The following is a 21,478-nucleotide window of genomic DNA, read 5'->3' on the forward strand; positions in this document are numbered from 1 at the left end:
GCCGCGCCCTCTGTAGACCCATAGGAAAACAATCCGTGAAGTCCGATAAAGACACGATCCACGCCGGCAAGCGCCGCTTCCTGCGCAACGCCGCCGCCTCCACCGCGGGGCTGACCGCGCTGTCGATGTTCCCCCCGGCCATCCGCCGCGCGCTGGCCATTCCGGCCAACAACCGCACCGGCACCATCAACGACGTCGAGCACGTGGTCATCCTGATGCAGGAGAACCGCTCGTTCGACATGTACTTCGGCACGTTCAAGGGCGTGCGCGGCTTCGGCGACCGCATCACCATCCCGCTGCCGCAGAACCGCTCGGTCTGGGAACAGACCAACGGCACGCGCGTCGTGCTGCCCTACCACCTGGACAGCACCCAGGGGAACGCGCAGCGCGTGGCGGGCACGCCGCACGACTACGTGGACGCGCAGATGGCCTGGGACGGCGGCCGCATGTACCAATGGCCGCGCTACAAGCAGAACCAGTCCATGGGCTACTACCGCCAGAAGGAAGTGGAGTTCCAGTTCCTGCTCGCCGACGCCTTCACGCTGTGCGACGCCTATCACTGTTCCACCCACGGCGGCACCAACACCAACCGCCTGTTCCACTGGACCGGCACCAACGATCCGCTGGCGCAGGGCAACGGCCCGTCCACCCGCAACCAGTGGGACAGCCTGGGCGCGTCGTCCACCGGCTGGACCTGGAAGACGTATCCCGAACGCCTGCAGGAAAACGGCGTCACCTGGAAGGTCTACCAGAACCTGCCGGAGAACTTCGGCGACAACCCGCTGGCCGGCTTCCAGCAGTACCGCCGCGCCAACGAACTGGCGGGCAACGGCAGCAACGGATCGCCGTACCCGGCCTGGACGCCCAGCATGGACGCCGCCAACCCGCTGTACAAGGGCACGGCCAACACCATGCCGGACGGCGGCTTCCTGCAGGCCCTGCGCGACGACGCGATGAACGGCACGCTGCCGCAGGTGTCCTGGATCGTGGCGCCCGCCACGTACTCCGAGCACCCCGGGCCGTCCAGCCCCATCCAGGGCGCCTGGTACATCCAGGAGACGCTGGATGCGCTGACCGCCAATCCGGACGTCTGGAGCAAGACCGTCCTGCTCATCAACTTCGACGAAAACGACGGCTATTTCGACCACGTGCCGCCGCCCGCCGCGCCCTCGCTGAACACGGACGGCTCGATGGCCGGCGCTTCCACGGTCAACACCGACCTGGAACGCCACACGCACGCGTCGGCCCAGGACGTCGCCGACAACCGCGTGTACGGTCCGGGTCCGCGCGTGCCGATGTACGTGGTGTCGCCCTGGAGCCGCGGCGGCTGGGTCAATTCCCAGGCGTTCGACCACACCTCGGTGCTGCGTTTCCTGGAAGCCCGCTTCGGCGTCAAGGAAGAGAACATCAGCCCGTGGCGCCGCGCGGTGCTGGGCGACCTGACCTCGGCCTTCAACTTCGCCACGCCGAACGAAGAAAAGCTGCCGGACCTGAACATCCTGACCCGTACGGGTTCGGACCAGGAGCGCGCCGCCCAGGAAGCGCTGACCGCCGTGCCGCTGCCGGATCCGTCCACGCAGGCCAAGGGCGTGCAGGAAAAGGGCGTGCGCTATTCACGCGCCTTGCCCTACGAGCTGCACGCCAGCGGTCGCAGTCAGCCGGGCACCGGCAACATGTGGCTGGTGTTTTCGAACACGGGCAAGCAGGCCGCGGTGTTCCACGTGTACGACCGCCTGCACCTGGACCGCCTGCCGCGCCGCTACACCGTGGAAGCGGGCAAGCAGCTCGAAGGCAGCTGGGACACGGCGGCCGACGGCGGCAAGTACGACCTGTGGGTGCTGGGCCCCAACGGCTGGCACCGCCATCTCGCCGGCGACCTGGCGCAGGACCGCACGGCGCAGCAGGATGCCGAGATCCGCGTCTGCTACGACATCGCCAACGGCGACGTCTACGTCAGCTTCATCAATGCCGGCAAGGCGGCGTGCACCTTCGAGGTCACGCCCAACGCCTATTACGCCAACCATGAGCGCTGGTCGTTCACGGTGCCCGCGGGCGGGCAGGTCGAGCAGCATTGGGCGCTGGCCGGCAGCCATGCCTGGTATGACTTCACGGTGCGCCTGGCCGAGGATCCGTCGTGGCTGCGCCGCTTCGCCGGCCGCGTGGAAACCGGCAAGGCGTCGGTGACAGACCCGGCAATGGCCGAGTAAGGCTCAGGCGGCGGTCTGCGGCTCGCGGGCGCGAAAGGCCTGCGCGCACGCCTCGCAGATCGCCGCCGTGATGCCCTGGCGGGCATGCTCGCGGCGTTCGAGCATGCCGATGGCGCGCGACAGCGGGCCCAGGTCGCCGGGCAGGTGCAGGATCCGCAGTTCCGGGCTGTGCTGCCAGTTCGAGCCGTTGATGAGCGGCAGCAGCGTCACGCCGACCTCCTGGCGCACCAGTTCCACCAGCGTCTCGATGGCGTTGAGTTCCAGGAATTCATTCAGCGGCACCGCCATCCGCCGCAGCAGCCGGTCGATCTGCAGCCCGGTGCGCTGGGTGCGGTCAAACCGCAGGAAGGGGTTGGCCGCCAGCACCTGGCGGGCGGTGTCGCCGGCCGCCGACCGCGGCGCGATCACCACCAGCTGTTCTTCATACAGCGGCGTCCAGCGCGTGCTCGCCATCTTGCGGCCGGCCTCCACCAGAAAGGCCGCGTCCAGCTCCCCGTCTTCCACCTTGCCCGCCAGTTCGCTGGCCTTGCCCGAGAGGATGCGCACGTCCAGCTTGGGATGGGCCTTCTTCAGGCCCGAGATCACCTTGGACAGCGTGCCCATGCAGGACACGATGCTGCCCACCGAGACGGATCCGGCCAGTTCGCCAGGGGCCGTGCTCGGACGCCTGAGTCTGTCGTATAAATCCAGCAAGTGCTTGATTTCGGGAAGCAATTCCCGGCCTGCCGCGTTCAGGATGGCAAGCCGGCCGCTGCGGTCGAACAGTTCGCGCCCCAGCTCGGCTTCCAGGGTCCGCATCTGGAAGCTCACGGCGGCCTGGGTGAGGGCCACCTGCTCGGCGGCTTCCGAGAAGGAACCGTGGTGGGCGACCGCCAGAAACGTGCGCAGAAAACGGATCGTACTCATAAAATTTTCTTTTATGACGGAACAAAAAATCAAATTGATTTAATTAGACCACGGGAGTAACTTCGCCCGCTTAACCTTATGAGACCCGCCACATGAAATCCTTCGACTGGGGCAACCCGTATCCTTCCGTCCGCATTCCGCTGTTCGCCCGCAACGTGGTCTCCACGTCGCACCCCCTGGCGGCTCAGGCGGGGCTGCGCATGCTGCTCAAGGGCGGCAACGCCGTGGACGCCGCCATCGCGGCCGCGGCCACGATCGTCCTGGTCGAACCCGTTTCGTGCGGCCTGGGCGGCGACTGCTTCGCCATCGTCTGGGACGGCAAGGAACTGCACGGCCTGAATTCGTCGGGCGTCGCGCCCGCCGCCTGGAACACCGAATACTTCAAGCGCAAGTACGGCACGGGCCCCGACGGCCTGGCCATCCAGCCCAAGCGCGGCTGGGACGCGGTGACCGTCCCCGGCGTGGTGGCCGGCTGGGCCGCGCTGCATGAAAAGCTGGGCAAGCTGCCGTTCGAACAGCTGTTCGAACCCGCCATCGAGATCGCCGAGCGCGGCTACGCCGTGCCGCCGGTGGTGGCGCACAAGTGGGCCGCTGCCGCCGAAGAACTGAAGTCGCAGCCGGGCTATGCACAGGCCTTCCTGCCCGAGGGCCGCGCGCCCAAGGTTGGCGAACACTTCCGCTTCCCCGATGCCGCCAATACGCTGCGCCGCATCGCCGAATCCAAGGGCCGCGACTTCTACGAAGGCGAACTGGCCGAACGCATCGCCGCCTTCAGCAAGGAATGCGGCGGCGCGATGACGCTGGAAGACCTGCGCGGCTACCGCCCGGAATGGGTCAAGCCGATTTCCAAGTCCTACCGCGGCTACGAGCTGCACGAGATCCCGCCGAACGGGCAGGGCATCGCCGCGCTGATCGCGCTGGGCATCGTCGAACGCTTCGACATGGCCGATATCCCGGTGGATTCGGTGCAGTCGCAGCACATTCAGATCGAAGCCATGAAGCTGGCCTTCGCCGACCTGTACAAGTACGTGGCCGATCCGCGCGCCATGCAGGTCACGCCGGAACAGATGCTGTCGGACGCCTACCTGGACAGCCGCGCCAAGCTGATCCGCCTGGACCAGGCCACCCACTTCGAAGCCGGCCGTCCCCACGCCGGCGGCACCATCTACCTGACCGCCGCCGACGAAAACGGCATGATGATCTCGTTCATCCAATCCAATTACATGGGCTTCGGATCGGGCGTGGTCGTGCCGGGCACCGGCATCAGCATGCAGAACCGCGGCGTGGGCTTCTCGATGGATCCCAAGTCCGCCAACGTGGTCGAAGGCGGCAAGCGTCCGTTCCACACCATCATCCCGGGCTTCCTGACCCGCGGCGGCAAGCCGGTCATGAGCTTCGGCGTGATGGGCGGCGACATGCAGCCGCAGGGCCACATGCAGACCGTGGTCCGCATGATCGACTACCACCAGAACCCGCAGGCCGCGTGCTGCGCGCCGCGCTGGAAGGTCAACCGCGACTTCACGCTCGATATCGAGACCAATATGAAGGCTTCCACCATTGCGGGCCTGAAAGACCTCGGGCATGCTTTGAAGTCCGTTGACGATCCGTACATGGACTTCGGCGCCGGCCAGTTCATCTGGCGCATGTCCGAGAACGACAACGAACTGGGCTATGTCGCCGCCAGCGACAGCCGTCGCGACGGCCAGGCGGTGGGCTTCTAACTATCCGGCCACGCAGTCACAAGGGGAATAAACACAAATGAAACGCTTTGCCTTGACCTTCGGCGCCAGCCTGCTGGCGCTGGCCGCCGGCGCCGCCAGCGCCCAGAACATCCGGATCGGCCTGCAGGAAGATCCGGATGTTCTGGATCCGCACCGCGCCCGCACCTACGTCGGCCGCATCGTGTTCACGTCGCTGTGCGACAAGCTGGTGGACATCGATCCCAAGCTGCACTTCGTGCCGCAATTGGCCACCTCGTGGTCGTTCAGCGACGACAACAAGGTGCTCACCTTCAAACTGCGCGAAGACGCGCTGTTCCACGACGGCAGCAAGTTCGATGCCGCGGCCGCCAAGGCCAACCTGGAACGCGCCATGAGCCTGCCCGACAGCCTGCGCAAGGGTGAACTGCGCTCGGTGGCCAAGGTCGATGCGCCCGACGCCAGCACGCTGGTGCTGACGCTGAAGGAACCGGACGCCACGCTGCTGGCGCAGCTGTCCGACCGCGCCGGCATGATGCTGTCGCCCAAGACCTTCTCGGACGACGTCGCCGCCGTGGGCCGCAAGCCCGTCTGCTCCGGCCCGTACAAGTTCGTCGAACGCATCCAGAACGACCGCATCGTCCTGGAAAAATTCGACCAGTACTACGGCGCCAAGGACTACGCCTTCAAGCGCCTGACGTTCCTGCCCATCCCGGACACCACCGTGCGCCTGTCCAACCTGCGCGCCGGCGACCTGGACATGCTGGAACGCCTGAATCCCTCGGACGCGCCGCAGGTCAAGAACGACGCCAGCCTGACGTTCGCGCCGGTCGCGGGCCTGGGCTTCCAGCAGTTCATGTTCAACGTCGACAACGGCAAGCGCGCCGCCGACAACCCGTTCAAGAACAAGCTGGTGCGCCAGGCGTTCCAGTACGCGATCGACCGCAACGCCATCAACGACGTGGCCGGCGGCGGCATTTTCGAGCCCGCGCAGCAGCCGTTCCCGCCCGCAAGCCCCTACCACAGCGACAAGTTCCCCGTGACCAAGCGCGACGTGGCCAAGGCCAAGAGCCTGCTCAAGCAGGCGGGCTTTGACCGCGTGAAGGCGGAACTGGTGTTCGGCAACAACACCACCACGTCGTCCATCGCGGAAATCGTCCAGGCCATGGCGACCGAGGCGGGCTTCGACCTGTCCCTGCGCCCCACGGAATACGCCGCCCTGCAGAAGGAAGCGTCGGGCGGCAACTTCCAGATCGTGATGCTGGGCTGGTCCGGCCGGGTCGATCCCGACGGCAACATTCATGCCTTCGTGACCTGCAAGGGCGCGCTGAACGACGGCCACTACTGCAATCCGGAAGTCGACAAGCTGCTGAACCAGGCCCGCACGGTGCCCGACGAAGCCAAGCGCAAGGCGATCTATGACCAGGCGCAGACCATCATCCAGGACGAATTGCCCGGCGTGTACAACTACTACCAGCCGTGGCCCTTCGTGATGGCCAAGAAGGTCAAGGGCTTCACGCCCTATCCGGACGGTATGATCCGCCTGAAGGGCGTGACGTTCGCGCAGAAGTAATGAAGGCGCGGCGATTGCCCGCCGCGCCAGCCGGACGCGCCCTGCGCGTCCGGTTGTTGTTTGCGGCGGACGCGCGTTGCGCCCGATCCGGCCGGCGTCGTCCGTCGTTCCTGTCTTACGGTTTCCCACATGCTTAAACTCATCTTGCGCCGCGTGATCGTCGCGATACCGACACTGATACTGGTGTCGATGATCGTCTTCATGCTGCAGAAAATCCTGCCCGGCGATCCGGTGCTGACCCTGGCCGGCGAAGAGCGCGACCCGGCCGTGCTGGACTACCTGCGCGACAAATACCGCCTGAACGACCCGCTGCCCATGCAGTACGCGGCCTGGGCCGGGCAGGTCCTGCAAGGCGACCTGGGCAAGTCCCTGCGCACCGACGTCCCCGTCACGACGCTGATCGCGCAGAAGCTGCCCGTGACCCTGCAACTGGCCGCCATGGCCATGTTCTTCGCGCTGCTGGTGGGCATCCCCATGGGCATCGTCGCCGCCGTGCGCAAGGGCAAGCCCGTCGAAATGGGGGCCAACATCGCCGCGCTGTCGGGCATGTCCATCCCCAACTTCTGGCTGGGCATCATCCTCATCATGGTGGTGTCGGTGCAGTGGAAGCTGCTGCCGGCCTCGGGCTACGTGTCGCCGTCCGAAGACTTCTGGCTGTCGATCAAGACCATGCTGATGCCGTCGCTGGTGCTGTCCACCGCGATCGCGGCCTACCTGATGCGGCACACGCGGTCGTCCATGCTGGAGGCGCTGTCCGCCGATTACGTGCGCACCGCCCGCGCCAAGGGCGTGTCGCCGCGCAGCGTGGTGCTGCGCCACGCGCTGCGCAATGCGCTGATGCCCATCGTCACGCTGGTGACCCTGCTGTTCGGTGAGTTGCTGGCGGGCGCGGTGCTGACGGAACAGGTCTTCACCATTCCGGGCTTCGGCAAGCTGGTGGTCGACGCGGTCTTCACGCGCGACTACGCGGTGGTGCAGGGCGTGGTGCTCTGCGTGGCGGTGGGCTTCATCCTGATGAACCTGCTGGCCGACATCCTGTACATCCTGGTCAATCCCCGCCTGAGGCACTCATGAGCGCAATTCCTGCAACGGCCGCAGCCGTCACGCCGCCCCGCAGCCGCAATCGCGCCTGGGGCAAATTCAAGCGCAACCACATCGCGATGCTCGGCCTGACCATCGTGCTGTTCTTCGTGGCGGTGGCCATCCTGGCGCCGCTGATCGCCAACCACGATCCCCTGCAGACCAGCTTCACCAGCATCCGCAAGGCGCCGTCGGCCAGCTTCTGGCTGGGCACGGACGAACTGGGGCGCGACATCTACAGCCGCATGATCTACGGCGCGCGCGCCTCGCTGATGGCCGGCCTGGTGTCGGTGCTGATCGCGCTGGTCGTGGGCGTGCCGTTCGGCCTGGCCGCCGGCTACTTCGGCGGCTGGACGGACAGCATCATCTCGCGCGCCACCGAGGCGCTGCTGGCCATTCCGTTCCTGATCCTGGCCATCGCGCTGGCCGCCTTCCTGGGGCCCAGCCTGACCAACGCGATGATCGCCATCGGCGTGTCCGCCGCGCCCAAGTTCATCCGGCTGACGCGCGGACAGGTGCTGGCGGTCAAGAATGAAGACTACGTCCAGAGCGCCCGCGCGCTGGGTGCGTCCGACCTGCGCATCATCGGCCGGCACGTGTTTCCCAACGTGATGCCGCCGCTGATCGTGCAGGCCACCATCACGATCGCGACCGCCATCATCGCCGAGGCTAGCCTGTCCTTCCTGGGCCTGGGCCTGCAGCCGCCCACGCCGTCGTGGGGCTCCATGCTGAACACGGCCAAGAACTTCATGACCCAGGCGCCCTGGATGTCGATCTTCCCCGGATCGGCCATTTTCCTGGTGGTGCTGGGCTTCAATCTGCTGGGCGACGGGCTGCGCGACGCGCTCGATCCGCGTCAGGAAAAGTAATCACTATGGCAACCATGGATTCCAAGCGCGTCGTGCAGGTCAATGACCTGACGGTGCAATTCAAAACGCCCGAACGCACCGTGGAAGCGGTGCGCAATGTGTCCTTCCACGTCGACCGCGGCGAAACGCTGGCCATCGTGGGCGAGTCGGGTTCGGGCAAGTCCGTGACTTCGCTGGCGCTGATGCGCCTGGTGGAATACGGCGGCGGCAGGATCGTCAATGGCGGCATGCTGCTGCGCCGGCGCAGCGGTGACGTCCTGGACCTGGGCAATGCGTCGGATTCGACGCTGCAGCGGGTGCGCGGCGCCGACGTGGCCATGATCTTCCAGGAGCCGATGACGTCGCTGAACCCCAGCTTCACGGCCGGCAACCAGATCGCCGAGGCCCTGCAGCTGCACCAGGGGCTGGACGCGGCGGCGGCGCGGGCGGAAACGCTGCGCATGCTGGAACGCGTGCGCATCCCCGAGGCGCGCGCCATCCTGGACCGCTATCCGCACCAGCTGTCGGGCGGCATGCGCCAGCGCGTGATGATCGCGATGGCGCTGTCGTGCAAGCCGCAGCTGCTGATCGCCGACGAGCCCACGACCGCGCTGGACGTGACCATCCAGGCGCAGATCCTGCAGCTGATCCGCCAGCTCCAGGAAGAAATGGATATGGGCGTGATCTTCATCACGCACGACATGGGCGTGGTGGCGGAAGTCGCCGACCGCGTGCTGGTCATGTACCGCGGCGACAAGGTGGAAGAGGGCGGTTCGGACGAGATCTTCGCGCGTCCGCAGCACCCCTACACCCGTGCGCTGCTGTCGGCCGTGCCGCGCCTGGGGGCGATGCACGGCACGGACGAGCCGGCGCCGTTTCCGCTGCTGAAGGTGGACGAGGCCGTCCGCGTGCCCAATCCTGGCAAGCTGGTGGATACGCCCGTGGCGGCGCCGTCCACGGTGCGCCGTGAGAAGGGTCCGGTGCTGAAGGTGCGCGACCTGACCACCAGTTTCGACATCACGGGCGGCATCCTGGGACGGGTGCAGAAGCGCGTGCATGCGGTTGAGAAGGTCAGCTTCGACCTGTATCCCGGCGAGACGCTGTCGCTGGTGGGCGAGTCGGGCTGCGGCAAGACGACGACGGGCCGGTCGCTGCTGCAGCTGGTCAAGAGCAAGGGCGGCTCGATCGAGTTCGACGGCAAGAACATCGGCGCGCTGCGCGGCAGCGCCATGCAGACGCTGCGCCAGCACATCCAGTTCATTTTCCAGGATCCGTTCGCGTCGCTGGATCCGCGGATGACGGTGGGCTATTCCATCATGGAGCCGCTGCTGATCCACAAGGTGGCGCGCGGCAAGGAAGCGCAGGACCGCGTGCGCTGGCTGATGGACAAGTGCGGGCTGCTGCCTGAAATGATCGACCGCTATCCGCACGAGTTCTCGGGCGGACAGCGCCAGCGCATCTGCATCGCGCGTGCGCTGGCCCTGAATCCCAAGGTGGTGATCGCGGACGAATCGGTGTCGGCGCTGGACGTGTCGATCCAGGCGCAGATCGTGAACCTGCTGCTGGACCTGCAGCGCGAGCTGGGCGTGTCGTTCCTGTTCATTTCGCACGACATGGCGGTGGTGGAGCGGGTGAGCCACCGGGTGGCGGTGATGTACCTGGGGCAGATCGTCGAGATCGGGCCGCGCCGCGCGATTTTCGAGAATCCGCAGCATCCCTATACGAAGAAGCTGATGGCGGCAGTGCCGATCGCGGATCCGCAGCGGCGGCATCGGGAGCGGTCGCTGCTGGTGGACGAAATTCCCAGCCCCATGCGCAAGGTGGGGGACGAGCCGCTGGTGGAGCCGTTGGTGGCCGTGGGGGATGGGCATTTTGTGGCCCGGCACGCGGTTGGCGTTTATTGAGGCGGCTGCTGCTTCTGTCTTGCTGGTGGCGGTTCATGTTCTTGGGCCGCAGCCGGCGCCGGGGCGGGCGCGAGCGAGGGGCAACGATCGCGGTCCGGAGCCTTCGCTCCGGACTGCCCCTGCGTCATCCTCGTCCGCCTTCGGCTCCCTACGGATTCCCTTGGGCGCATCGACGCCCCTCGCTCGCGCCCGCCCCGGCGCCGGCCGCTACAGGACTTGCTGGCTGAGGCTGGCGGGGCGAACAGCGTGCTTGGCGTTCTTGTCGCGCTCGGGGTGGGGAGGAGGGTCTTGCGGGGTCGCCAAAGCCGGCCGCGCGGGCGGCCTTTTTTGGCTTCGGGGTGTCTTGCGTTGTGGCGGTGACGCTGCGCGCTTTTTTTTCGCCTAGCGCTTTTCCAGCGCCAGCCTCAACCCGAAAGCAATGAACACCGCGCCGGTCATGCGGTCCAGGCCGCGGGTGACTGCGGGGCGGGAGAGCCAGCGGGCCAGGGGGCGGGTGGCGGCGACCAGCAGGGCGAACCAGAGGACGCCCAGGGCGGCGTGGATCGTGGCCAGCAGCAGGCTGAAGCGCAACACGTCGGCGCCGGCGGGGATGAACTGCGGAAGAAAGGTGATGTAGAAGATGCCGACCTTCGGGTTCAGGGCGTTGGTCAGGCAGCCGCGCAGAAACCAGCCAGTGGCGCTGGCGCTTGCCGGGGCGGGGGCGGACTGGGGTCGGGACTGGGGCGTGCCGGCGGCCGGTTTGCGGCCGGGCAGGGTGCGCCACAGCATCCTGGCGCCCAGGTAGAACAGGTAGGCCGCGGCGCAGATGCGCAGCGTGTCGTAGGCCAGGGTGGAGACGGCCAGGAGCGATCCGAGGCCCAGCGCGGCCAGCGCGCCCCAGACCAGGCAGCCGGCGCAGATGCCCAGGCCGGCCATGAGGGCGCGGCGTCCGCCTTCGACGGCGGCGGTGCGCAGCACCAGGGCGGTGTCCAGGCCGGGGGTGACGGTCAGGATGGCGGCGGCCAGGGTGAAGGCGAGCAGGGCTGCGGTGGTGGTCATGACGGGGCGGGCGATGAGGTTGGCGGGGCGGCGTCAGGGAGTGTAGCGCCGCGTCGGGCGGTTATCATGGCGGCCTTCACGCAATTCGCATTTTCTACGGATCTTCGCCATGGCCCTGCGCGCCACTATCTACAAGGCCGAACTCAACGTCGCCGATACCGACCGCCACTATTACGGCAGCCATGGGCTGACGGTGGCCCGCCATCCCTCGGAAACGGATGAACGGATGATGGTCCGCCTGCTCGCCTTCGCCCTGCACGCGCAGGAGGAACTGTCGTTCACCAAGGGCCTGAGCGATACGGACGAGCCGGACCTGTGGGTCAAGGACCTGACCGGCGCGGTCAAGCTGTGGATCGAGGTGGGCCAGCCCGAAGAACGCCGCATCCTGCGCGCCTGCGGCCGCGCCGAGGAGGTCATTGTCTATTGCTACGGCGGCTCCGCCAGCAAGATCTGGTGGGACGGCGTGCGCAACAAGCTGGAGCGCACGCGCAATCTGAAGGTGATCAACCTGCCGTCGGAGCAGGCGCGGGCGCTGGGCAACCTGGCCGAGCGGACGATGCAGCTGAACGCCAATATCTCGGACGGCATCGTGTATTTCTCGGCGGAAAAGGGCGAAGTCAGCGTCGAGCCGGAAGCCTGGCGCTGAATTAGGGGACGGGACTTGCTTTTGGCATAATCGCGGGCTTAATATGATGATCATCATATTTCAGGTGCCGCAATCATGGCTGCCTCCCGCCGCAAGGAACTGTCTCACGAACGCATCGTCGATGCCGCTTCGCGCGCCATCCGTCGCGTCGGCGTGGCGGGCGTCGGCGTAGCGGACGTCATGAAGGAAGCCGGCCTGACGCACGGCGGCTTCTATGCCCATTTCCCGTCGCGCGACGCGCTGCTGGCGGCCGCGATGGACCGCGCCGGCCAGGACGGCGCTGCCCGCCTGTCCGAGGGCATGGCGCGGCGCCGCGCCGAAGGCGCCAGCCCGCTGCGCGCCTGGGTGGATACCTATCTGAGCCCGGCGCATCTGGTCGGCTGCGAGGGCGGCTGTCCGGTGTCCGCGGTGGCGTCCGAGATTCCCCGCCAGTCGGGGCCGGTGCGCGAAGCCGCCGCCAGCCGGGTGCAGCGCCTGATGGAAGGCGTCCAGCGCGTGTTGCCCGCCGGCGCCGGCGACCACGCCGCGGCGGCGGTGACCAGCACGCTGGTCGGCGCCTTGCAGTTGGCGCGGGCGCTGGGCGACAACGACCAGGGGCGCGCCGTGCTGGCTTCCGCCCGCCAGGCCATCCTTGACCAGTACGACCGCGAGGGCGGCAGCGCTACCCACTGATTTCATTCCCAGGGCCGCCTTGCGCGGCCTTTTTGCCGCACAAAAATATGATGATCATCATATTTTGATGCACCCAGACCCAGGCTCATCCGCCGACCAACCATTACGACAAGGAACACCCATCATGGAACTCAAGAATGCCGTCGTCCTCATCACCGGCGCCAACCGCGGCCTGGGCCTGGCGTTTGCCCGCGAGGCCCTGGCCCGTGGCGCCCGCAAGGTCTACGCCGCCGCGCGCGACCCGTCCGGCATCACGCTGGAAGGCGTCGTGCCGCTCAAGCTGGACGTGACCCGCGCGGACGATGTGGCCGCCGCGGCCGCGCTGGCCCAGGACGTGACGCTGGTCATCAACAACGCTGGCATCGCCGATACGGGCGGGTTCCTGGCACCGGAGAGCATTGAATCGGCCCGCCGCCATCTGGAGGTCAACCTGTTCGGCACCTTGCGGGTGGCGCAGGCGTTCGCGCCGGTGCTGGCCGCCAACGGCGGCGGGGCGGTGCTGAATGTGCTGTCGATCGCCAGCTGGATCAACGGCCCGCTGCTGGGCGTGTATGCGATGAGCAAATCGGCGGCCTGGGCGTTGACGAACGGGCTGCGCCAGGAACTGCGCGCCCAGAAGACCCAGGTGCTGGGCCTGCACATGGGCTTCGTGGACACGGACCTGACGCGCGGTATCGACGCGCCCAAGTCCACGCCGCAGGCCATCGTGACGCAGGCGCTGGACGCGCTGGAAGCCGGAGAGCAGGAAGTGCTGGCGGACGAGCAGACGCGCCAGGTCAAGCAGGGCCTGTCCGCCAGCCCCGCGGTTTATCTCTAAGACGGAAGGAGCGCGCCGCCATGCACGCCACCACGACCTCCCACGCCGCATCCGGCGACACGGCTTGCGCCGATGCGGGCGCCGCGCAGGGCGCAGATGCCGCAGTCGCGTCCCGTCCCGGCTCCGATGCCCACGCAGCCTCGTCGCCCTGGCCGGTATTCTGGGTCGCCAGCATCGCCGTCTTCCTGGTGTCGCTGGACAGCACCATGCTTTACGCGGCGTTCGGCGCGCTGCGGGAAGGGTTTCCCGAGGCGTCCGCAGCGGACATGTCCTGGGTGCTCAATGCGTACACCGTCGTTTTTGCCGCGATGCTGATCCCCTCAGGCGGCCTGGCCGACACGCACGGCCGCAAGCGCATGTTCATGGGCGGCGTGCTGCTGTTCCTGGCGGCGTCCGCCGCCTGCGGGCCGGCTGCCAGCGAAGGATGGCTCATCGCCGCCCGCGTGGCGCAGGCGGTTGGCGCGGCCCTGCTGACGCCGGCTTCCCTGTCGATCGTGCTGGCGGCGTTTCCCGCAACGCAGCGGGCGGTGGCGGTCAGCCTGTGGGGCGCGGTGGGCGGACTGGCGGCGGCCGTCGGGCCCAGTCTCGGGGCATTCGTGGTGGACGTCGCGGGCTGGCCGTGGGCGTTCTACATCAATCTGCCGCTGGGCGCGGTGTCCCTGTGGTTCGGAGCGGGGCTGCTCAAGGAGTCGGTGAAGCCGGACGCGCGCCGCCGCGTGGACGGCGTGGGCATGGCGCTGCTGATGGTGGGCGTGGGCGCCGTGGCCCTGGCCATCGTGCAGTCGGAATCGCCGACGTGGCAGCGCGGCGAACTGGCGGTTGCGGCCGCGGTGGGTGTGATCGCCCTGATCGCCTTCGTGGCGTGGGCCCGCGCGACGCCGCATCCGCTGGTCGATCTGGCGCTGTTCCGGCACCGGACCTACCGCTACGTGAACCTGGCCACCCTCAGCTTCGGCATTGCGTTCGCGATGATGTTCTTCGCGTTCTTTTTCTACATGACGGGGGTGTGGCATTACAGCCTGCCGCAAGCGGGGCTGGCGGTCACGCCGGGCCCGCTGCTGGTGATGCCGACGGCGATCATCACCGGCCGGCTGGCGGCGCGGATGGGCCATCGGCCTTTCCTGGTGGGCGGGGCGCTGGTCTACGCGGCCAGCGGGCTATGGTTCCTGCTGGTGCCGGGCGCCGAACCCGCCTATCTGCGCGAGTGGCTGCCCGGACTGCTGCTCAGCGGGATCGGCGTGGGGATGGTGCTGCCATCGCTGTCGGGCGCCGCGGTGAACCGGCTGCCCGCCCAGCATTATGCGGTGGGCAGCGCGGTCAACCAGGCCACGCGCCAGATCGGCGGGGTGCTGGGCGTGGCGATCACCGTGCTGCTGCTGGGGCATGGCGTGGCCAGCCATGCGGATTTCTCGCCGATCTACATGGGGCATGTGGGCCTGGCCCTGCTGACGGCGCTGCTGTGCCTGCCGGTGGACACGCGGCCGAAGGCGGGATGAGGTGCGGCGTGTCGCGGCCAGGCGACCTGGCGGATGCGGAAAATCTGCCCGTCATGGGCATGCATCCGGCGCCAGATTTTCCGGATTCGTGCAGGCCTGCCACGCGGCCTGCGCCATGGCTGGCACCAGCAGCACCCGGCTCATCGGGTCGAGATACCAGAAGATCCGGCCAGGCTGGTCCCGCATGGCCTGCCAGACGCGGGCCTGCTCCTCGGGTTCGAGAGGCGATCGGCCCCCGGGGCCGGTCACGCCCTCGGCCAGCACGGTCTGGGTGTTCGGATCCCACGATTGCATGTCCGTATCGTCGAGCGGCACGCTGTCGTCGATGCGCACGATGCGCCATTCGTTGCCCGGCACCTCGGTCGCCAGCCGGGACAGTGCGTCGCGCTCGAGCACGTACAGGCGGTCCTGGGTGGATGGGGGTTGCGCATAGGCGTACGGGCCGTTGCCCGCGCCCGGCGGCGCGAACCGGGCGTACTGGCGCACGTAACGCGGTCCGGGCCGGCCCTGTCCGTCGAAGGTCTGCACCGCGGATGGGGTGGCGGCGGCGGGAGCGTCCTGGGCTGCCGTGTCGATGACGCGCAGCAGCGCGCCCGCCGCATTGCGCACATAGCGCCGGCCCGCAGCCGTGGCGGCATCGTCGCAGCGGCCGGCGATGAACGCCACCGGCGCGCCCCGCGCATCGCGTTTCAGGCAGATCTGGCCGGCGACCGTGAATGCGGCGCCGCGGGCGGATTCGTACTCCGCGACGCGGAGCAGGTTGCCGGCGGCGTCATACTCGAATGCATAGCCGCCGGAGACGGCGGGCGCACCGCGCCTGCGCGGGTCATGGCGTTCCACGCGGCAGAGCCGGCCGTCCGCATCGAAAAGCAGCCGCGTCGGAAGGACGGCGTCGCGGGCGTCGACGCGATAGGCCGACCAGTCCACCTTGTCCATCCAGGTGCGCGGCAGCGGGTCGCCGGCGTCGGACAGCCAGACGGGCTGGGGATGCGTGGCGACGCGTTCGCCATTGCGGCCCAGCAGGACGCGCTCATGCGCCAGATCCACCGAGACATCCACGGCCGTGAGCGTGCCGGATGCGGCGAAACCCGCGTCGGCCGGGCCGCAGGCGGCAAGGGCGGGGGCTGTATGTAGGGCCGCCGCCAGCGCCGCGGCGCCAGGGATTGCCGCCCAACGCCGGAGATTACGCATGCTGCAGCGCGTCCATGAACTTCACCAGATTCCAGAACTCTTTGGAAACGCCGCCCAGGCGCAGTTTGCCGTCGCGCAGCTCGAACAGCAGGAAGGGATACGCGTCGCGCGCGTAGACGCCGGGGGCAGGCAGCCGGTAGGGCTTGAAGACGTCCGGATCGCTGAAATAGCGCTCCAGCCGGCCGCCGCCGTCCACGTGCATGTAGCGCACGTGCAAGACATCCTTCTGGGCGGGCGCCTGCGTGTCCGGATAGACGCCGCCGTCCCCGGCGACGACCGCGTCGGACAAGGCCATCAGGAAGACGCGCTGGAGGCCGGCGACGGCAATGCCGCCGCCGGCGCTGTCCGGGCTGGCGGCGGCAAGCTGTTGCATAAGCGCCGCGGCGCGCGACCCTGGCACCACGGTGTCGGCAAATAGCGTGTCGAGGTCGGCCTGCCCGGGATCCGGCGTATCGCGCAGGCGCAGCATGTCCTGCCGGAACTCGCGCAGCCATTGCCGGTAGCGCTGGTTTTCCGCGCCGCGGTCGAAATCCTGGGCGCCCGCCGGGGCGGCCAGCAAGGCGAGAAGGGCAAGGAATGCCGCCAGCGACAGTCGCCGCAGCCACGGAAATGTGACGGGAATTAGGGGACTCATGGGCAGCGATCATATCTTCCAAAGTGGTGCAATTTTGGTGCGGAACGTGACAGAATGTCAGCCACGCTCAGCATGGCCGTACCGATGAATTGCGTATTGATCAGGTTCTGAAATGCCCGCTACAGGTGATGCGCCCCTAACTCAACCGCCTGGCGACGGCGCGGGCGAAGCGCAGGCCGAACCCGACGGCCCGCTGGACCGGCTGGCGCGGTTGGCCAGGCGGTTGTTCGGCGTGGACATGGCTTTGGTGGCGTGCACCGACGCCGATGGCGTCTGGCAGGCCACGGCCGGCGAGCCTCCCGCCAGCGCGGAATTTCCTTTTTCCACCGAATGCCCCGTGCGTGGCGCCGACGGCCGCCAGCTGGGCGCCTTTCGCCTGCTGCACGGGCAGGCCCGCGCCTTCAGCGACGCAGACCGCCAGAGCCTGCAGGACCTGGCCGGCCTGGCGGCCGCCGCCGTCGAAAAACGCCAGGCGCTGGCGCTGGAGCGGGCCGACGAAGACACGTGGCGCGAAGAGGCCCGCAAGCTGTCCCTGGCCATCGCGGGCAGCGGCACGGGTGTGTGGGACCGCAACGTGGTGACGGGCGAGATCACGTATTCGCCGGGCTGGAAGGCCCTGCTGGGCTACGGCGAATCGGAACTCTCCAGCCGCATCGAAGACGCCTACACCCGTTTGCACCCCGACGACCTGGACTACGTGCGCGCCGCCATGCAGAACCACTTCGACGGCAAGACGGAAAGCTACGAGGTCGAACACCGCATCCGCTGCAAGGACGGCAGCTACAAGTGGATCTGCAGCCGCGGCAAGGTCGTGAGCCGCGACGAATCGGGCAAGGCGCTGCGCATGATGGGCACCACCACCGACATCAGCGCCGTGCGCGCCATGTCGGAACGCCTGCAGCGCACGGCGGACCTCGTCGTCAACCTGACCGACGCCGTGCCCGGGCTGGTTTTCCAGTGCCGGCCCGTGCCCGAGGGCGGGTCGTGGTTCTCGTACGTCAGCGCCGGCATCTGGGACATGTTCGAGCTCACCGCCGACGACGTGCGCGCCCGCACCACCGCCATCGAGCAGCGGATCCATCCCGACGACCTGCCCATCTACCGCGCCTCCCTGCAGGCCGCGGCGGCGGCGCAGACGCCGTGGCACCTGGAATTCCGGGTCTGCCTGCCGCTGCAGGGCGTGCGCTGGCGCCAGGGCGACGCGAGTCCGCGGCGCGACGGCGATGGCGGCGTGGTCTGGCACGGCTTCGTCACCGACATCACCGACCGCAAGCGCGCCGAACTGGAGCTGCGCGAACTGGCCGCCACCGACGCCCTGACCACTTTGCCCAACCGCCGCCATTTCATGTCGCGCATCGCCGCGGAACTGACGCGCATCAAGGGGCATGGCGGCCGCGGGTCCGCCGTGCTGATGTGCGACCTGGACCACTTCAAGCACATCAACGACACCTGGGGCCACGCCATCGGCGATGGCGTGCTGCAGCATTTCGCCAAGATGCTGCGCGCGCAGCTGCGCGAGACCGACCTGGTGGGCCGCATCGGGGGCGAGGAATTCGCCGTCGTGCTGCCGGACACGGACATCGAGCGGGCGCACGCCTTCGCCAGGAATGTGCAGCGCCGCATCGCGGATACGCCGTATTCGAACGACGGCAGGCACATTCCGTTGACGGTCAGCATCGGCATTTCGGCCCTGCACACGATGGACGACGACGCGGAGCTGGCGCTCAGCCGCAGCGACCGCGCGCTGTATTACGCGAAGCAGCGGGGACGCAATCGGATCGAGTCGGTGTTTTCCCGATAGAACAACCCGCCACGCCATTTGTTCCATTGACGGTACATTAGGACACCCCTAGAGTTCCCGTCATGGGAACCTCATTACCACTTCCGAAGTACCACCAGATCTATCTCGTCCTGCGCGAGCAGCTGCAGGAGGGGCGCTTCGACCAGGACGGCGTCCCCGGCGAGCACGCGCTGGCGGACCAGTTCGACGTGGCCCGCATCACCATCCGCAAGGCAATGGAGATGCTGGTGGCCGACGGCCTGGTGTCGCGCCGCCCCGGCCTGGGAACCTGGCCCCTGCGCGGCGCGTCCGCCGCCCACGCCACGCCTGCGCCCAGCGCCCAGCAGAAGGCCCACCTGACCGGCCTGCTGGAAAACATCGTCAACATGGGCCTGCGCACGTCGGTGCAGGTGCTGGACAGCACGCTCGTTTTTGCGCCGCCCGCCGTGGCCGAGGCGCTGCGCATCGCGCCCGGCGCGCCCGTCCACAAAAGCCTGCGCGTGCGCAGCACCGAGGCCGGACCGCTCTCCCACATCACCACCTACGTGCCGCAGTCCGTCGCCGATTTCACGCGCGAGGACCTCGAACGCGAGCCCTTGCTGATGCTGCTGGAGGCGGCCGGCGTGGAGTTCGGCGGCGCCACGCAGACCATTTCCGCGCGCCTGGCCGATGCGCAGGTGGCGCGCCACCTGGATGTCGCGGTGGGGTCGGCGCTGCTGGCGGTGACCCGGCTGGTGCGCGATGTCGGCGACCGGCCCGTGCAGTTGCTGCAGGGCCTGTACCGGCCCGACCGCTACCAATATCAGTTGCAGCTATCGCGCGTCGGCAGCATCGACGCCAAGGTCTGGGTCAGCGAAGAGCTGTCGGCCCAATTTCATTGAACCCTCCGGAGAGATCACCCATGAATTCGCGCCGCACTTTCCTCTATCAATCCGCCGCCGCGGCGGCCCTGGTGTCCGCACCGTGGGTGGCCCGTTCCCAGGGCGCCGCGCCCATCAAGGTCGGGGTGCTGCATCCCGTGACCGGCGCGCTGGCCTATTCGGGGCAGCAGTGCCGCCTGGGCGCGCTGCTGGCCATCGAAGACATCAACAAGGCCGGCGGCATCAAGTCGCTGGGCGGCGCGCCGCTGCAAGCCGTGCTGGGCGACGCCCAGTCGCGTCCCGAAGCCGGCTCGGCGGAAGTGGAAAAGATGAACGAGGCGGGCGTGTCGGCCATCGTGGGCGCCTACGCGTCGGCGATCTGCCTGGCCACGACGCAGACCGCGGCCAAGTACAACCTGCCGCACGTGGTGGACGTGGGCGTGGCCGACCAGATCGTCGAACGCGGCCTGAAGAACACCTTCCGGTTCGGACCGGGCTACCGCGCCTGTAGCGAACGCGCGATCCTGGACCTGGCGGCCCTGAACGACGCGGCCGGCAAGCCGGCCAAGACCGTGATGATCGTGCACGAGGATTCCCTCTTCGGCACCGGCACGGCGGCGCTGCTGTCCAAGTCGCTGCCCGAGCACGGGTTCGAAGTGAAGGAGGTGGTCAAGCACCCCAATCCCACCCGCGACTTCAACAACATCGTGCTGCGCATGAAGTCGGTGAACCCCGACATCGTCATCCCGGCCAACTACTACAACGAATACGCCTTGCTGCTGCGCGCCATGAAGCAGCAGAAGGTGCAGCCCAAGGCCATCTATTCGGTGCTGGGCGGCGCGGCGTCCAGCTACAAGTTCCTGAAGGAATTCCCGGACATCGCCAACGGCATCATCGACTGCAACCACTGGTTCAATCCCAAGGATGCGCGCGTGGCGCCCCTGAAGGCCCGCGTGGAAGAGAAGGGCGCGTACTTCAGCTACGAGGTCTTCATGACCTACACCGCGATGCTGCTGCTGGCCGACGCGCTGGAACGCGCCAAGTCCGCGGACCGCGCGGCGATCATCGACGCGCTGGCCGCCAGCACGTTCCAGGACAACCTGATGCCCTACGGCCCGACCAAGTTCGTCAACGGTCAGAACACCGGCGCCCAGCCGCTGCTGACGCAGGTGATCGGCGGCGACATCAAGGTGATCTTCCCGGCGGACTTCCGCCAGGCCGACGCCGTCTTTCCGCTGAAGGCCTGAGAGAGACGCATGCTGGATCCCGCCATCCTCTTTTCCTCGGTGCTGAACGGCCTGACGACGGGCGCGGTGTACGCGCTCATCGCCCTGGGCCTGACCCTGATCTACGGGGTGCTGCACATCATCAACTTCGCCCATGGCGCGGCGCTGATGGTGGCGCTGTATGCCGTGTACCTCCTCAAGGACCGGCTGGGCATCGACCCCTACGCAGCGCTGCCGCTGGTGGTGGCGGGGATGTTCGCGCTGGGCTACGCGCTGCAGCGCTTTGTCATCAACCGCGCCAGCCACGGCAAGGACGAGAACATCCTGCTGGTGACGCTGGGCCTGGCGATCGTGCTGGAGAACCTGGCCTTGGTCTGGTTCAAGTCCGACACGCGCAGCATCGACACCGCCTACACGCTGTCGACGGTGGAAATCGGGCCCGCCATGATCGCGTTGCCCAAGGTCATCGCGTTCTGCGGCGCGCTGGCCGTGGCGGCGATCCTGTTCTGGATCATCCGCAGCACCGACCTGGGCCGCGCGATCCGGGCGGTCGCTCGGGAGAAGCAGGGCGCCAAGCTCATGGGCATCGACGTCGAAAAAGTCTATGCGCTGTCCTTCGGCATCGGCATGGCCTGCCTGGGCGCCGCGGCCTGCTTCCTGCTGCCGGCCTACTACGTCAATCCGCAGGTGGGCAGCGGCTTCGTGCTGGTGGCCTTCACCATCGTGGTCCTGGGTGGCATGGGCAGTTTCGTGGGGGCGCTGGTCGGCGGACTGCTGATCGGCGTGGTGGAGTCCATCGGCGGCCTGTTCCTGGGCGACTCGCTGGGCCAGATGGGCATCTTCGCGATCTTCATCGCGGTGCTGCTGTTTCGCCCGCAGGGGCTGTTCGGGGCGAGGGGCTGA

The 21,478-nt window shown here is 67.9% G+C and carries 18 protein-coding genes; 14 read left to right on the top strand and 4 right to left on the bottom strand.

Annotation, left to right across the window (positions count from 1 at the left end; all coding sequences use genetic code 11):
* Window positions 1-35 precede the first annotated feature (35 nt).
* Window positions 36-2,207, top strand: a complete 2,172-nt coding sequence (locus ABE485_RS16855; protein ID WP_346516412.1) for a phosphocholine-specific phospholipase C — start codon at window positions 36-38, stop codon at window positions 2,205-2,207.
* A gap of 3 nt (window positions 2,208-2,210) precedes the next feature.
* On the opposite strand, the gene ABE485_RS16860 is transcribed toward ABE485_RS16855, so the two are convergent.
* The gene (locus ABE485_RS16860; protein WP_346516413.1) at window positions 2,211-3,113 is read right to left on the bottom strand and encodes a LysR substrate-binding domain-containing protein; all 903 of its coding nucleotides are present in this window, start codon (window positions 3,111-3,113) and stop codon (window positions 2,211-2,213) included.
* A 92-nt stretch (window positions 3,114-3,205) separates the two neighbouring features.
* On the opposite strand from ABE485_RS16860, the gene ggt reads away from it, so the two are divergent.
* The 5 genes from ggt to ABE485_RS16885 all read left to right on the top strand — a co-directional run bounded on the left by ggt (window position 3,206) and on the right by ABE485_RS16885 (window position 10,215).
* Window positions 3,206-4,834 (top strand): gamma-glutamyltransferase, encoded by a 1,629-nt coding sequence (gene ggt / locus ABE485_RS16865; protein WP_346516414.1) that lies wholly within the window; start codon window positions 3,206-3,208, stop codon window positions 4,832-4,834.
* A 37-nt stretch (window positions 4,835-4,871) separates the two neighbouring features.
* Window positions 4,872-6,383 (top strand): ABC transporter substrate-binding protein, encoded by a 1,512-nt coding sequence (locus ABE485_RS16870; protein ID WP_346516415.1) that lies wholly within the window; start codon window positions 4,872-4,874, stop codon window positions 6,381-6,383.
* A 129-nt stretch (window positions 6,384-6,512) separates the two neighbouring features.
* Entirely contained in the window at window positions 6,513-7,457 is a 945-nt protein-coding gene (locus tag ABE485_RS16875; protein ID WP_008158978.1) for an ABC transporter permease, read from the top strand.
* Window positions 7,454-8,332 carry an ABC transporter permease gene (locus ABE485_RS16880; RefSeq protein ID WP_346516416.1) on the top strand — a complete coding sequence of 293 codons (879 nt, stop codon included), beginning with the start codon at window positions 7,454-7,456 and terminating at the stop codon, window positions 8,330-8,332. Before ABE485_RS16875 ends, ABE485_RS16880 begins: the two co-directional genes overlap by 4 nt.
* 14 nt (window positions 8,333-8,346) lie before the next feature.
* Window positions 8,347-10,215: a dipeptide ABC transporter ATP-binding protein gene (locus tag ABE485_RS16885; RefSeq protein ID WP_346516448.1), complete on the top strand. Its 1,869-nt coding sequence runs from the start codon at window positions 8,347-8,349 to the stop codon at window positions 10,213-10,215.
* A gap of 381 nt (window positions 10,216-10,596) precedes the next feature.
* On the opposite strand, the gene ABE485_RS16890 is transcribed toward ABE485_RS16885, so the two are convergent.
* On the bottom strand, window positions 10,597-11,253 hold the full coding sequence (locus ABE485_RS16890) for a LysE family translocator (protein ID WP_346516417.1): 657 nt from the start codon (window positions 11,251-11,253) through the stop codon (window positions 10,597-10,599).
* A 109-nt stretch (window positions 11,254-11,362) separates the two neighbouring features.
* Here ABE485_RS16890 and ABE485_RS16895 point away from each other — a divergent pair, with 109 nt between their 5' ends.
* The 4 genes from ABE485_RS16895 (at window position 11,363) to ABE485_RS16910 (ending at window position 14,884) form a co-directional block, all read left to right on the top strand.
* Window positions 11,363-11,899 (top strand): YaeQ family protein, encoded by a 537-nt coding sequence (locus ABE485_RS16895; RefSeq protein ID WP_346516418.1) that lies wholly within the window; start codon window positions 11,363-11,365, stop codon window positions 11,897-11,899.
* Window positions 11,900-11,974: 75 nt separating this feature from the next.
* Window positions 11,975-12,571 (top strand): TetR/AcrR family transcriptional regulator, encoded by a 597-nt coding sequence (locus ABE485_RS16900; RefSeq protein ID WP_346516419.1) that lies wholly within the window; start codon window positions 11,975-11,977, stop codon window positions 12,569-12,571.
* Window positions 12,572-12,695: 124 nt separating this feature from the next.
* Window positions 12,696-13,388, top strand: coding sequence for an SDR family oxidoreductase (locus tag ABE485_RS16905; RefSeq protein ID WP_346516420.1), 693 nt, complete (start codon window positions 12,696-12,698; stop codon window positions 13,386-13,388).
* A gap of 20 nt (window positions 13,389-13,408) precedes the next feature.
* Entirely contained in the window at window positions 13,409-14,884 is a 1,476-nt protein-coding gene (locus tag ABE485_RS16910; RefSeq protein ID WP_346516421.1) for an MFS transporter, read from the top strand.
* 51 nt (window positions 14,885-14,935) lie between these two features.
* Here the strand turns inward: ABE485_RS16910 and ABE485_RS16915 are convergent, their stop codons facing one another.
* Together ABE485_RS16915 and ABE485_RS16920 are read right to left on the bottom strand one after the other, a co-directional pair.
* A complete protein-coding gene (locus ABE485_RS16915) occupies window positions 14,936-16,075 on the bottom strand; it encodes a hypothetical protein (protein ID WP_346516422.1) in 1,140 nt (379 codons plus the stop codon).
* Entirely contained in the window at window positions 16,068-16,709 is a 642-nt protein-coding gene (locus ABE485_RS16920; protein WP_346516423.1) for a hypothetical protein, read from the bottom strand. The genes ABE485_RS16915 and ABE485_RS16920 overlap by 8 nt, the downstream gene beginning before the upstream one ends.
* 112 nt (window positions 16,710-16,821) lie before the next feature.
* On the opposite strand from ABE485_RS16920, the gene ABE485_RS16925 reads away from it, so the two are divergent.
* The 4 genes from ABE485_RS16925 to ABE485_RS16940 all read left to right on the top strand — a co-directional run bounded on the left by ABE485_RS16925 (window position 16,822) and on the right by ABE485_RS16940 (window position 21,478).
* A complete protein-coding gene (locus ABE485_RS16925; protein ID WP_346516424.1) occupies window positions 16,822-18,510 on the top strand; it encodes a GGDEF domain-containing protein in 1,689 nt (562 codons plus the stop codon).
* Between the two features lie 62 nt (window positions 18,511-18,572).
* Window positions 18,573-19,370 carry a GntR family transcriptional regulator gene (locus ABE485_RS16930; protein ID WP_346516425.1) on the top strand — a complete coding sequence of 266 codons (798 nt, stop codon included), beginning with the start codon at window positions 18,573-18,575 and terminating at the stop codon, window positions 19,368-19,370.
* A 20-nt stretch (window positions 19,371-19,390) separates the two neighbouring features.
* The gene (locus ABE485_RS16935; RefSeq protein WP_346516426.1) at window positions 19,391-20,596 is read left to right on the top strand and encodes an ABC transporter substrate-binding protein; all 1,206 of its coding nucleotides are present in this window, start codon (window positions 19,391-19,393) and stop codon (window positions 20,594-20,596) included.
* Window positions 20,597-20,605: 9 nt separating this feature from the next.
* A complete protein-coding gene (locus ABE485_RS16940) occupies window positions 20,606-21,478 on the top strand; it encodes a branched-chain amino acid ABC transporter permease (RefSeq protein ID WP_346516427.1) in 873 nt (290 codons plus the stop codon).

Source organism: Achromobacter spanius, assembly GCF_039673305.1.
GTDB lineage: Bacteria > Pseudomonadota > Gammaproteobacteria > Burkholderiales > Burkholderiaceae_B > Achromobacter > Achromobacter spanius_F.